Source organism: Arenimonas sp., assembly GCF_044353605.1.
Lineage (GTDB): Bacteria > Pseudomonadota > Gammaproteobacteria > Xanthomonadales > Xanthomonadaceae > Arenimonas.
In genome coordinates, this window is the sequence record NZ_JBILBO010000006.1 from 64,101 (window position 1) to 77,320 (window position 13,220).

Genomic DNA, 13,220 nt, shown 5'->3' on the forward strand with positions numbered 1-13,220 from the left:
GTTGGCGTCCATCAGGATTTGTTACAGTATAAACATACCCAAGGAAACACTGATGACTGACGACCGCAAACTCCGCCTGATCTGGATCGATTGTGAAATGACCGGGCTTGTTCCTGAGCAACATGCGCTTCTGGAAATCGCAGTGGTCATCACCGATGCCGAGCTGAATATTCTGGCTCGCAGTCCGGAGTTCGCCATCCGTCACCCGCTGGCAACGCTGGAGGCCATGGACGACTGGAACCGTAACACCCATGGCAAGTCGGGCCTATGGCAACGCGTACTTGAGAGCCCGTACGATACCGCTCAGGCTGAAGCCCACATGCTGGCCTACCTCGCCGATTGGGTGGACGCCAAAACCTCGCCGATGTGTGGCAATACCATCTGTCAGGACCGCCGTTTTCTGGCTCGGCTGATGCCGCGTCTGGAGGCCTATTTCCACTACCGGAACATTGATGTTTCGACGGTCAAAGAACTGTGCCGGCGCTGGAATGCCCCCTTGTTGGAGGGCTTCACCAAAAGCGGCGCACATACCGCACTGGCCGATATCGAAGAGTCGGTGGCGGAGTTGAAATATTACCGCCAGTTTATGGGGCAATTGGGCGGCGCGGGAAGCACGACGCCCTGATCTCGGCTTGCCGGCCGCTTAGCCGCCGGCTTTCAGTTTTGCCAGACGCAGCCAGGTGTCGATGACGGTATCCGGATTCAGCGAGACCGACTCGATACCCTGTTGCAGCAGCCAATCGGCCAGATCCGGGTGATCCGAGGGGCCTTGGCCGCAGATGCCGATGTACTTGCCCTTGCGCCGCGCCGCTTCGATGGCAAGGGACAACAGCTTCTTGACCGCCGGATTGCGCTCGTCGAACAGGTGCGCCACGATGCCGGAGTCGCGGTCCAGGCCCAGGGTCAACTGGGTCAGGTCATTGGATCCGATCGAGAAGCCGTCGAAAATATCGAGGAATTCGTCGGCCAGCAGGGCATTGGACGGCACCTCGCACATCATGATGACTTTCAAGCCATTTACGCCGCGCTTCAGCCCATTGGCCTCGAGGATTTCGATGACCTTTCGACCCTCCTCAAGGGTGCGAACGAACGGAATCATGATCCAGCAGTTGGTCAGCCCCATCTCTTCACGGACTTTCTTGACTGCGCGGCATTCCAGAGCGAAACAGTCGCTGAAGCTCGGGTCGATATAACGCGAGGCGCCGCGGAAGCCGATCATCGGATTTTCTTCGTGCGGCTCGTACTGTTCGCCACCGATGAGATTGGCGTACTCATTCGATTTGAAATCGGACAGGCGCACAATCACCGTTTCCGGTGCGAAGGCGGCCGAGAGCGTGGCAATGCCTTCGGCCAGGCGCTCGACATAGAACGACACCGGATCGGCATAGCCGGCCATCAGCGGACGGATCTGGGCTTTGACCGATTCCGGTTGGTTATTAAAATCCAACAGGGCTTTCGGATGCACGCCGATCTGGCGGGCGATGATGAATTCCAACCGGGCCAGACCAATACCCTGGTTCGGCAGCTGGGCGAAATCGAAGGCCCGCTCCGGATTACCGACGTTCATCATGATCTTCAATGGCGCGGGCGGCATGTTGTCGAGATCGGTGACAATACGCTCAAACGGCAGGATGCCGTCATAGATGAAACCGGTATCGCCTTCGGCGCAGCTGACGGTGACCGCGGCACCGTCGGGGATACGGTCCATGGCATCGCCGCAGCCAACCACGGCCGGAACACCGAGTTCACGGGCGATGATGGCGGCATGGCAGGTTCGGCCGCCACGGTTGGTGACGATCGCGGAAGCCCGTTTCATGATCGGTTCCCAGTCCGGGTCGGTCATGTCGGCGACCAGTACATCGCCGGGTTGCAGTTTATCCATCTCGGCAATACTGCGGATGACGCGGGCGGCGCCGGCACCGATCTTATGGCCGATGGACCGGCCCTCGACCAGCACCTCGCTTTTGCCACTGAGATGGAAGCGTTCGATCTGAGCATGTTTGCCGCGCGATTTCACGGTTTCCGGGCGGGCCTGGACGATGTAAAGCTTTCCGGTCACGCCGTCTTTGGCCCATTCGATGTCCATCGGGCGTTGGTAGTGCTCCTCGATCACCAGCGCCTGGCGCGCCAGTTCCTCGATATCGGCGTCAGTGATGCAGAAACGGCTGCGAAGCTCCTCCGGGGTCGGCTCATTACGGACCCGCTCACCGGCAACATCCGAATAGACCATGCGGATCTGCTTGCTGCCGAGCGTACGGCGCAGGATGGCATGCTTGCCTTGGCGCAGCGTCGGCTTGTAGACGTAAAATTCGTCAGGATTGACCGCGCCCTGCACGACGTTTTCGCCAAGACCGTAACTGGCGGTGATGAATACAGCATCGCGGAAGCCTGACTCGGTGTCGAGGGTGAACAGCACGCCGGAGGATCCGATATCGGAACGTACCATCAATTGCACGCCGGCCGAGAGGAAGACATCCTCATGCTTGAAGCCATGATGCACGCGGTAAGCAATGGCGCGGTCGTTGTAGAGCGAGGCAAACACCTCTTTGACTTTGGCAACCACATCTTCCACGCCGGTGACATTCAGATAGGTTTCCTGCTGACCGGCAAAGCTGGCATCCGGCAGGTCTTCGGCCGTGGCGGATGAGCGGACGGCGACCGAGACTTCGTCGGCGCCGGCGCGCTTGCACAGTTCGGCATAGGCTTCACGGATAGCGGCATCGAGTGTCGGCTGCAGCGGGGCATCCATGACCCATTGGCGGATTTCACGACCGACATCCATCAGGGTGCCGACATCATCGATATCCAGCCTGTCCAGCCGGTCATAGATGCGTTGGGTGAGGGTATTGAAGCGGATGAATTCTTCAAAGGCGTCGGCGCTAGTGGCGAAGCCGCCGGGAACCGAGACGCCGAGCTGGCCGAGGTGGCCGATCATCTCGCCGAGGGAGGAGTTTTTGCCGCCGACTTGCGCCAGGTCGGAAAGACGGAGGTGGTCGAGCCAAAGTACCGGGGGGGTCAAAGCGCATCTCCTGGGCGAAATCACTGCGCATATTATAGCCGATTGCCCGACGCACATCGCGCATTTTCCGGCAGCCGCAAATGGGGCACAATAGGGCATGCAACCGCGAGGATAAGTCATGCGCCCCGTTTTCTACGTGTCGGACGGTACCGGCATTACCACAGAGACCATTGGTCACAGTGTGCTGGCGCAGTTCCAGGGCGTGCAGTACAGCGCAAAGCGCATTCCCTTTGTTGACAGCATGGACAAGGCCATGCATGCCGCCGCGGTCATTGAGGCCGAGCAGGAACGGAGCGGTCACCGTGCGCTGGTGTTCACCAGCCTGGTCGATCCCGCCGCAGGGGCGGTCATCGCCGACACCGGTGCGTTGATGATGGATGTCATCGGACCGTTCGTGCATCCACTCGAGCGCGAGCTTGGAGTGGGGCGCACACCGCGGGTCGGTGGCGCGCATGCCTTGGTGGATTACAAGGCCTATGAGGAACGCATCAATGCCACAAACTTCGCACTCACCCACGATGACGGTATCAGTTATAACTATGCCAATGCCGATCTGATTCTGGTGGGTGTCTCGCGATCGGGTAAAACACCGACATGCCTTTACATGGCACTGCATTACGGCGTAAAAGCCGCCAACTACCCGCTGACCGAGGAAGATCTCGAGGGCGAAGGCTTGCCAAAGCGATTGCAGCCTTTCCGCCAGAAACTATTCGGTCTGACCATCGATCCGGACCGCCTCCAGCAGATCCGCCAAGAGCGCAAGCCGGGATCGAAATACGCCACCCTGGTCCAATGTCAGCAAGAGGTCAAACGGGCCGAAACCCTGTTCCGGAGCATTCGATTGCCGCATTTGTCCACAACCAATATGTCGATTGAGGAAATTTCCAGCAAAATCCTCGCGCAATTGGGCATTCAGAACCAGTTGTACTGATGCAGGCACCTGGGGTCCCCGGGCTTTTCGACAGACTCAACCGATTCACCTGGTTGATGGATTTGTATGCCGATAATTTCCGGCGCCTGCAGGATTTGACGGATTTTGATGCCCTATCTCCCGGGGTCTTCTATTCGGAAGGGCAGGACGGACTGTTGCTACGGCTGGAAGTGTTGGCGCGTCACAACTACACCCTTGAACTCAAGCTCAGCTACACCCTGCGCGATGACCGGACCGGCGCGCTTGACCCTTCCGCGATGATCCGGATTTACCTCGATTCCGCCCAGGCCGAGGTCAGCCATTGCTACATCGGCCGGCGCTGGCAGGACGTGCTGGGCATCCATCCGACCCCGGCCCAGATGGTTTCCCACCGACTGCGCATGAACGGGTTTCTCAACAAATGGCTGCTTTACCTCAAGCAGCAGAAGCATGGTCGCTCCAGCTGGCAGGCGGAGCCGATACCTGCGGCGTTCACCGGAAATTAATGTTTTTTCCGCGACAGGCTTGACGCTCCCTGAAAACCTCCCTATAATTTCACTTCTCACAGCACGTGGGGCTATAGCTCAGCTGGGAGAGCGCTTGCATGGCATGCAAGAGGTCATCGGTTCGATCCCGATTAGCTCCACCAATGTGACCGTTTTTATAGGCTGCTGTCCCCATCGTCTAGAGGCCTAGGACATTACCCTTTCACGGTAGCGACCGGGGTTCGAATCCCCGTGGGGACGCCACAAAATAGAAAGCCCGCCGCAAGGCGGGTTTTTTATTGCCCGGCATTCCGAGTTCGAAAACTGTAAATTCTCTGTGAAATTGTCCTTGGATTCGGAACGGATTCGTGCTGGCATCGTATCATTGCATTCCTATCAAGCGGGGAAACGGTATGGGCAGGTTATTCGCAATTCAGGCCATGATTCTGCTTCTGATGTTTGCCGCAGACCCGGTCCCGGCAGCAAGTTTCGATTGTGTCAAGGCCACCAGACCGCAGGAAAAGCTCATCTGCGCCAGTCCTGAAGTGAGCCGCCTCGATTCATCCATGGCCACATCCTACAAGGCGCTGTTGCAGCGCCTGTCGCCCGAAGCACAGAATGATGTGCGCCGAAGCCAAAGGGAGTGGTTGGTGTTCTGGCCCAATTCCTGCCGTGAAGAGGGTGAGCCCCTGAACCCGAAAAGCAAGGATGCACAGAACTGCGCAGCGGCCCGCTACAAGGATCGGATCGCCCTGTTCGAGGGCCCCGATTCCGTTACCGGAGACATTGTCCTGTATCCGGTCAGTATGTATGGCATCCGTCAATCCGATGCCGAAGTGGAATGGATCAAATACGCCCAGAACGTCACCTATTTCCCGGCAGTCGATCTTGGGCAGGCTGCCCATGAAAAGAAAAATCTTGCAGTGCTGATTGATCGCTGGCTGCGCAAGGACATTGCTTCTTCCGGCAAGGCCGTCGATGCCGCTTCAGACTCCGAAACCGGTCGGCGGTTCATCGGCAGCCTGTCGATGCTGCTCAGTACCGGAACTTCCTCCTACTTCTACGGTCATGGCGCCGCGCACCCCGTCAGCAGCTATAGCACGCAGCATTTCTACCTTCCGAAAGCACGACCGATGCTTGCCGCCGATATCTTCCAGGGCAACCAGTGGCAGGACGGCCTGACGGCACTCGTTGAAAAGGAGCTGAAGAAAGAGCTTACCGATTCCTATTACATCGAACAACGCCAAGACCTCAGGAAGCTGGTCATTGATACGGCGCATTGGCAATTCGACAGCAAGAAACTGACTTTGTCGTTCAATCCCTACGAGGTCGCGCCTTATTCCGCCGGCGCGCCAAGCGTGAGCCTGCCGTGGTCAACGCTGATGCCCTGGTTGACCGCCCAGGTCAGGAATGACGTTTCCAGTAAGTAAGTCGTAAAAGTGTGACCTGACTGTGAATTCTTCGTACATTGTGCGCCGATTCACATTATTCAGGGCCGGCAGGAATTTTAACTATATATTCCACGTTTCCGTGTTGTTATTATTTGCGCATGCCCACATCGCACCAAAAGAAAAAAATAATCAAATCTCCCCCGCAGCGTTACCTCGCTGCGGCGATCCTTGGGCTTGCAGCATTGGCGGCTTCCTATGCATTCGGTGGCCCCGACGGAAAAGCTCCGTTTCTTTATGCATTGCCGGCGGTTGCCATCAGCCTGTATCTGACCGGGCTGTATCCAACGCTGTTCATGGTGTTGTTTGTCACGGCTGCTGGGTATGTGGGGCTGAGTGCACCTTACGGTGAATTCGTCTACAAGTCCGTGGCAATGCCGAGAGTGACCGTTTTTCTGCTGCTGGCGGCTTTACTGGTGTCGATTCACATTCTTGTCAGACGCAGCGAAAAGCGCGACCGGCAGGCCTATCTGCGTCTGATCATGGATCAGACCGAGTTCGTGTGCCGTTGCACGCCCAATGGCCGCTTGATATACGTCAATGAGGTGTTCTGCACCTACTTCAATAAAACCGCATCCGAACTGATTGGCAGCATCTGGTTTCCGGGCATGTGGCAGAGCCGTCTCCTTGAGGTGCGCCACAAGCTCGATACGCTTTCTCCGCAGAACCCGACGGTCAGGATAGAAGACCGCATTCTGACGTCCGAGGGAAGTCCGCGCTGGGCGGAATTTCTCGTGCGCGCACACTTCGATGCCGACAGCAACTTGGAAGAAATACAGTATGTCGGGCATGACATCACTGCGCTCAGACAGTCGGAACGCGAGCTTTCGAATACTATCGCGCTGCAAAACATCATGCTTGATAACAATCTGGTCGGCATGGTTAAAGTCTACAAGCGGAAAATCATTTGGCATAACAAAGAACTCATCCGCATACTCGGATTGCCCGATGCGGACTACGCCGGCCAGAGTACGCAGGCGCTGTTCAGCGATGAGGATACTTACCGCAAACTGGGTGAAGAGACCTATCCGGTGATCAAATCGAGGGGGGTCTACCGTGATGAACTCAAGGTAAGGCATCTAGAGAGCGGCAAGGATATCTGGGTCAGCGTCAACGGCGCGATGCTGCCGAATGAAGATGATGTTTCGTTCTGGATGTTTCTGGACGTTACGGACAGCAAGGCCAAATTGCAGGCTGCACAAAATATCGCCAATCACGATGCGCTGACCGGTCTTCCCAACAGGCGTCTGTTGGAAGACCGCTTGGATCAGGCTCTTTCCTACGGTATCCGTACCGGTAGTCTCGTGGCCGTTTGCAGCGTGGACCTGGATGGCCTGAAACCGACCAACGACCGCCATGGCCATCACGCTGGCGATATACTGCTTAAGGCGGCTGCACAGCGCATGCTGGCTAATGTCCGTCCCTATCGGTGGCCCGGCTCGGTGGTGATGAGTTTGTTTTCCTGCTCAGCAATCTGCAGGATATGACGGATTGCCATGCGAGCATCCAGCGGATACAGGAGGCTTTGCGTCAGCCACTCATCCTGGATGGCTTTGAACCGATTCCGATGAGCGCCAGTATCGGTGTCGCTATTTTCCCGAATCATGCAAGCGGTTCCGATGCGTTACTCAACCAATCTGATTTCGCGATGTATCAGGCAAAAAACGCGGGCGGCGGCCGTTATTGCATCTATGATCCGGTGATGGGCCGCGCTGCCTGAAGACTGTCGTTTTCTGAACGCGCAACCTTGCTGCTTACGGTCAGGTCCGCAGTGACATTGCCCAGTGTGGCGAATATATCGGGAATCATATCGACCGCAACCAATAAGCCCAGTGGCTCGACCGGCAAACCGGCTGCCTGAACCACTGGAAGATTGGTGCCGATGAAAATGGCCTGCCCGGGCAGTCCGACCGATCCGATGGAAATCACCACCGACAGGGCAACGCAGATTGCCACGGTCAGCAAGGGCAGCTCAATGCCATAGGCCCAGGCGATGAACGAGACCACGCCGAGATACTGAATTGGACTGGTAATGCGGAACAGGGATACGGCCAAGGGCAGAACCAAGCCGGTGACCTGGCCGGGATACCCGAGTTTTCCGGCACTTTCAACCATGGCAGGCAGTGTTGCCACGGAGGATTGTGTGCTCATCGCCACCACTTGGGCCGGCAGAATCGCTCTGGCATAGCGTTGCAAGGGTTCACCATTGCCGATGCCTGCAATGCCATACAGGATGGCAGTAATGCCCAGATACAGGACGCAGAGCATACCGATGTAGATGCCAAGCGCCTGTATGACGCTTCCGCCGGCCTGGGCACTGATGGGCAGAATCAAAGCGAACACCCCGACTGGGCCAACCCACAGAATCCAATGCACCATCTGGATGACGGTATCGGCAATGCCCTGGAAGAAACCGACGATGGCGGCATGGCGTTCCGCTTGTATTCGGGTAAGCGCAAAGGCAAACAGCAACGTAAATGCCACCAAGGGCACGATGGCTCCCGCCACGGCTGCCGCCAAAACATTGGTCGGAATGATGGTGGTGGTCCAGTCACCGGTCGGTGGCGGCAGGGCAGGGCTGGCTGCTGATTTGAGTGCGTCCATCAGCTCGGGGTTATGGGCCATGAAGCCGAGCAGGAAAGGCGCCGCGATTGCGGTGGCCAAGCCAGCCAGGAACAGCAGACTGACGATCCAGATCAGTGCCTTGCGTGCGATTCGTCCGGAGGTGGCGATGTCATTGGCCTGGTTGATGCCGACCACCAAGAGGGAAACCACGAGCGGCACGATGCTCATCTGCAGCGCATTCAGCCAGAGCTTGCCAACCGGTTGCGCCAGCGCCGTTGCCGGCGCCACCGCATCGGGTGCGAATCGGCTCAGTAAAATGCCGGTGATGACGCCCAGAATCAGGCCGAGGAAAACGCGTGTCGATGCGGTCATGATCAATTCTTCGAGGTCAGTTCGGGAAGTTGCCATTGCGTTCTGAGGCGGACGTATTCGCTCTCAGGCAACAGGACGAATACGGGATTTCTGTTATGGTTCAGCCAAAGCAGAAGCCGATCCATATCGGGTTCGGTCATTGCGGTACAGCCGGCGGTTGCGGCACCGGTGCTGCGCCAGAGATGGGCGAATATACAGCTGCCGCCCATCGGCCGGTTTTCCGGATTATGCGCGATGACAAACCCTTTTTTATAGACGTGGTCGCCGTTGTGAATGTCACGCCGCATCGGTTCCGTGGAGCCCTTAATGGCCTGCGTGCCGATGTCCCGGGTAGAGACGATACGGTTATAAAGCGGCGAATCATTCACATCAATGCACCAGTCATCGGCGGTCATCGCCTGGTATGTGAGTGAGGTTGCAACAGATGCCGGTTGACCGAAAGCCAGGCCAATCCGAAAAATGCCTGCCGGGGCCTTGCCATCGCCTTCGACTTTGACTGGACCGCCATCTTGCGGTTCGTGCAAGCCGAGTCCCCATCCCGTGCCGTTCTTGCCGATGGTTACTGGAAAATCCTGTCCAGTGGAACGCCATTGCCCGTCCTGACGTTCGAAAGTCTGCAGCCGGCCAGAAGGGGCCTGCCAATCCGATGTGGTGACAATAACCATCTGGGTGCCTTCGGACGCCCATTGCAGTGGCAGGGATTCCGAACCCGAGACGGGCGAACAGAGCATCAGAAGGCATGGCAGCAGGATTTTACGCATCAATCGAACCAGGTGATGTTGGCGGGCGAATGAATGCCCAGACCGGGGTGGTCGGAAATCGTAATGACAGCATCATCGAAACGCACGTTGCCGTCAATCGGATCGAGCGTGGCGAGCAGAGGGCCGTCAAGATCGACACGGGTGATGATGCCGCCCCTGGCAACGGCAAGATGGGCTGCAGCCGAGGCGCTTATCGCCCCCTCGAGCATGCATCCCATCATGCAGGGCATGTGCAGCCCGGCACAGTAATCGGCGATGGCTGTTGCATTGGACAGACCGCCGGATTTCATCAGCTTGATATTGATGATGTCGGCTGCAGAGGCCGCATGCAGCGCCTTGACCTGATCCAGATTGAATGCGCTTTCATCCGCCATCAGCGGCATTCTCGAGCGCGCCGCTTTGATGGCCTGCATGCCGATTAAATCACTTGCCGGAACCGGTTGTTCGATGAGATCAAAATCCAAGCCGGCGGCATCCAGGATGCGGAGCGTGTCTATGGTCTGATCGGCGGTCCAGCCCTGATTGGCATCGATGCGAAGCAAGGCACGGCCCGCCACGGCCTTGTGAATGGCTTGCAAACGGGGAACATCTGTTTCTGGGCTCTTGCCGACTTTTATTTTCAGTGCGGTGAACCCGCGTTCAATGGCGCTCTCGCAATCGGCAATCATCGTCGGGATGTCGTTGACACTGATGGTCAGATCGGTCAACAGTCTCGGCGTGCCGCCGCCAAGCGCCATATAGAGCGGAAGGGCGCGAGATTGTGCATAGAGATCATACAATGCAATCTCCGCCGCCGCCTTGGCGCTCGTGTTCTTTGGCAGGGCGTTTTGGACGATTCCGCAATTGCCGGAGACATCCTCCACTTCACGCCCGACCAAGGCCGGGCCGAGGATGGTTTGCAAGGCCTCCAGAATTCCCTCCAGACTGTCGCCGGTAATGGCTACCGTCGGCGGCGCTTCCCCGTAGCCCAGATGACCGCAATCGGTTTCAAAGCAGATGACTGCGTCTTCTATGGTCTCGACAGTGCGCAGCGCCGTCTTGAACGGCGTCCGCAAGGGAATGCGGAGGATGCCGGTTCTGAATCCGCGGATGCGCATAATCAGCGGCTTTCCGGGAAAATCCGCTGGACGGCGCTGATGGCATCGAGATATGGCTTTCCGGGTCCAAAAGCCATGGCCAGCAAGGGCGTGACCGCAACGCCATTGGTCGGCAGCGCATGGAAACCGCTGGCCAGAACAATGCCGCTATTCTGAGAGTCATGAATGACCCATGGGCCTTGGCTGTCTTGGCCGATCACCATCATCACATGCCCGGGGATGTAAACCAGATCGCCGATGCGCAGCTGCCGGAGCTGGGCAAGGCGCTGCGTTTGACTCATCTGAGGAGTGAATGCGATTCGATGGAAGTTCGTCGTCCGCTGCTGTTCTCCGGTATTGCGCGGAAGCAGGATACCAAGCGATCGGTACACTTCGGATACGAAACCGCTGCAATCACGGCCGTTGTAATCATGACCCCATCCGTAGCGTTCGCCGATGAATTTAAAGCTTTGACGGATCAGATTGCCTCGGGTTGCCGGCAACGGGGCGTCGGAAGTATCTGCGCTGCGTGGAATCAATACGGGTTTGATATGCAACCGTCCATTGTCGAGCCGCAAAGGATAATCCACGATCCACGCTCCCAGACTTCCCTGGCCATTCACGGGTTTTGACAGCGGCCAATCGGTGCGAACAGGAAGGCTGCTGCCCATATCCAGAACCTGCTCGGAAACCTCTTTGGCATAAGGATGGAATACGGTTCGGATTTGGCTTCCTGTCACCCATCGGCGTGGCTGTCTGGCGGCATGCGCCACCACGAATTGCCGTGACGCAAGGCCAACGGTATCTGCTTTCACCCATGCGGCATAGTTTTCCGATTGCACGAAAAGCCATTGTCGGTCCTTAGATTCATGCAACACGGCGACCGGTGTTCCGGGAAAAATGGCAGATTCCTGCAGACGGTCGATATCGATACCACCCTTGCGGTCAAAGGCGCGTTGTTCGCTCGGGAATCGACGCAGTGGACTGCGTTTGACCGCCATGCCAAACAACCGATCATCGGCATCCATGATGTTGTCGAGATCCAGATTGGCCATCCAGGCGTCAATTTCTTCAGCAGAGACGGTCAGGTTGGCATTTTTGAACAGAGGCGCCTGCGGTCGTTTGGACAAGGCCTCAATCTTTTGGCGTATGACATCGCGCGACACCTGTTTCGGCCAAACCTGCCAATCGGCCATGCCGGACTCGGAGGCCAGCAGGTGGCGATTGCTCTCTTCGATTGCTGCGTTCTGCAACAGCACTGTATCGGGATCCGGGATGCGCTGCAGCCAATAAGCACTTGATTGTTTTTCGGCGCTTATACCACCCGAATTCCAATCCGGCTCCGGCGGCTCGTATCCCGGCGCTAATGGCGTGATGACCATCAGGCTGGCGGCAAGGATGGATCGCAGCATAAGCATCATCAGGCCCCCATCATTTGAAAAATCCGGGCCAATAGCAGGCCGCCACCGGTTCCAAGAAAATAACCGAGCATGGCCAGCAGTACGCCGACCGGCGCCAAAACGGGCGCATAGGTTGCTGCAAGCAATGGTGCTGAAGCCACGCCACCGATATTGGCCAGGGAGGCGATACCGCACAGGGCCAGATCGAATTTAAACAGTCGGGCCGCCGCGAGCATCATAAGGGCGTGAATCGCCAAAACCAGGAACCCGCAGAAGAGGTAAAAGGGTGCTTGGCTCATGCCGGAAAAATCGGCACCGGAAGCCAAAGCGGCCACGACTACGGCAAGCAACGCGTTGGAAACCGCCATGGATCCTGCCAGTCGTCGCAAAGGGGTGAACGAAGCAGCCAACCCCAAAGCCGTGGCCAACAACATGGTCCAAGAGCTGGTACTGAGCACTTCAGAGGCCGGGACTAGGGCAGCCAAGCTCTTGGCAAGGTTGCCCACTACAAGTCCAAGACCGAGCCACAGCAGGATAAGGCCGCTATCCAGCGGCTCAGAACCCGCAACTTGCCCTGGATGGTGTGCATCAAGGCGATCGGCCATGACCACTGAACGGTTCCATTGGTTGAAACGGGATTGCAAGGGCACGCTGGCAAAAAGGATCAATACCCAGACGGCATAACAGATCGCATCGGTAATCAAAGCATTGGCCATGGACTCCGGGCGGATGCCGACAGCCTGGGATACCGCCACCATGTTGGCGGTACCGCCGATCCATCCGCCGGAAACGGAGGACAGTACCTGCCAAGAGTCCATCGGCAACCAGGCCCGGAGCAGGGCGTATACCGTGAGAAAAGCCAAGAGAATGGAGAGCGTGGCACACAAGAAACCCAGCAAGATACGCGGTCCGAGGGCAAGAATGGCTTTCAGGTCGCAGTTGACCAGAAGCAGGAACATCAATGCCGGCAGCAGCCATTCAAGAATCTGTTTGCGTGCTGCCGTCATTTCGGGGCCGGCCTGCCAGAAACCGCTTGCAGACAGCGCGGTAACCGCCAGATAGGTCAGAACAATCGGCGGCAGGACACTGAAAATCCGCCATGCCATGCGTTTTTCCAGAAATGGAAACAGGCCGGCGCATATCAGAAGCAGACCGACATAGGCCCAGGCATTTTGGATCATCGG

General features: G+C 57.4%; 12 protein-coding genes and 2 tRNA genes. 8 read left to right on the top strand and 6 right to left on the bottom strand.

Going from position 1 to position 13,220, the window contains the following annotated elements:
• Positions 1-52: 52 nt before the first annotated feature.
• Positions 53-625 (top strand): oligoribonuclease, encoded by a 573-nt coding sequence (orn, locus tag ACIQ1A_RS05390; RefSeq protein WP_395770044.1) that lies wholly within the window; start codon positions 53-55, stop codon positions 623-625.
• A gap of 18 nt (positions 626-643) precedes the next feature.
• Here orn and ppsA read toward each other — a convergent pair whose 3' ends face one another.
• On the bottom strand, positions 644-3,019 hold the full coding sequence (ppsA, locus tag ACIQ1A_RS05395; RefSeq protein WP_395770045.1) for a phosphoenolpyruvate synthase: 2,376 nt from the start codon (positions 3,017-3,019) through the stop codon (positions 644-646).
• A gap of 118 nt (positions 3,020-3,137) precedes the next feature.
• Here ppsA and ACIQ1A_RS05400 point away from each other — a divergent pair, with 118 nt between their 5' ends.
• The 7 genes from ACIQ1A_RS05400 (at position 3,138) to ACIQ1A_RS05430 (ending at position 7,582) form a co-directional block, all read left to right on the top strand.
• A complete protein-coding gene (locus tag ACIQ1A_RS05400) occupies positions 3,138-3,950 on the top strand; it encodes a pyruvate, water dikinase regulatory protein (RefSeq protein WP_395770046.1) in 813 nt (270 codons plus the stop codon).
• Positions 3,951-4,006: 56 nt separating this feature from the next.
• Positions 4,007-4,435 carry a DUF1249 domain-containing protein gene (locus tag ACIQ1A_RS05405; RefSeq protein WP_395770047.1) on the top strand — a complete coding sequence of 143 codons (429 nt, stop codon included), beginning with the start codon at positions 4,007-4,009 and terminating at the stop codon, positions 4,433-4,435.
• Between the two features lie 67 nt (positions 4,436-4,502).
• A tRNA-Ala gene (locus ACIQ1A_RS05410) sits at positions 4,503-4,578 on the top strand.
• 24 nt (positions 4,579-4,602) lie between these two features.
• Positions 4,603-4,678, top strand: a tRNA-Glu gene (locus ACIQ1A_RS05415).
• A gap of 191 nt (positions 4,679-4,869) precedes the next feature.
• On the top strand, positions 4,870-5,844 hold the full coding sequence (locus ACIQ1A_RS05420; RefSeq protein WP_395770114.1) for a DUF3298 domain-containing protein: 975 nt from the start codon (positions 4,870-4,872) through the stop codon (positions 5,842-5,844).
• Positions 5,845-6,047: 203 nt separating this feature from the next.
• A complete protein-coding gene (locus ACIQ1A_RS05425) occupies positions 6,048-7,349 on the top strand; it encodes a PAS domain S-box protein (protein ID WP_395770048.1) in 1,302 nt (433 codons plus the stop codon).
• Positions 7,346-7,582 (top strand): diguanylate cyclase domain-containing protein, encoded by a 237-nt coding sequence (locus ACIQ1A_RS05430; RefSeq protein WP_395770115.1) that lies wholly within the window; start codon positions 7,346-7,348, stop codon positions 7,580-7,582. Before ACIQ1A_RS05425 ends, ACIQ1A_RS05430 begins: the two co-directional genes overlap by 4 nt.
• Here ACIQ1A_RS05430 and ACIQ1A_RS05435 read toward each other — a convergent pair.
• Genes ACIQ1A_RS05435 through ACIQ1A_RS05455 form a run of 5 tightly spaced genes read right to left on the bottom strand, consistent with a single transcriptional unit; the run spans position 7,552 to position 13,217 of the window.
• Positions 7,552-8,799 carry a dicarboxylate/amino acid:cation symporter gene (locus ACIQ1A_RS05435; RefSeq protein ID WP_395770049.1) on the bottom strand — a complete coding sequence of 416 codons (1,248 nt, stop codon included), beginning with the start codon at positions 8,797-8,799 and terminating at the stop codon, positions 7,552-7,554. The genes ACIQ1A_RS05430 and ACIQ1A_RS05435 overlap by 31 nt on opposite strands.
• Positions 8,800-8,801: 2 nt before the next feature.
• Positions 8,802-9,560 (bottom strand): L,D-transpeptidase, encoded by a 759-nt coding sequence (locus tag ACIQ1A_RS05440; RefSeq protein WP_395770050.1) that lies wholly within the window; start codon positions 9,558-9,560, stop codon positions 8,802-8,804.
• Positions 9,560-10,657 (bottom strand): dipeptide epimerase, encoded by a 1,098-nt coding sequence (locus ACIQ1A_RS05445; protein WP_395770051.1) that lies wholly within the window; start codon positions 10,655-10,657, stop codon positions 9,560-9,562. Before ACIQ1A_RS05445 ends, ACIQ1A_RS05440 begins: the two co-directional genes overlap by 1 nt.
• A 2-nt stretch (positions 10,658-10,659) precedes the next feature.
• Positions 10,660-12,057 (bottom strand): SH3 domain-containing protein, encoded by a 1,398-nt coding sequence (locus ACIQ1A_RS05450; RefSeq protein WP_395770052.1) that lies wholly within the window; start codon positions 12,055-12,057, stop codon positions 10,660-10,662.
• Positions 12,057-13,217 (bottom strand): DUF819 domain-containing protein, encoded by a 1,161-nt coding sequence (locus ACIQ1A_RS05455; RefSeq protein ID WP_395770053.1) that lies wholly within the window; start codon positions 13,215-13,217, stop codon positions 12,057-12,059. The genes ACIQ1A_RS05450 and ACIQ1A_RS05455 overlap by 1 nt, the downstream gene beginning before the upstream one ends.
• Positions 13,218-13,220: the final 3 nt, after the last annotated feature.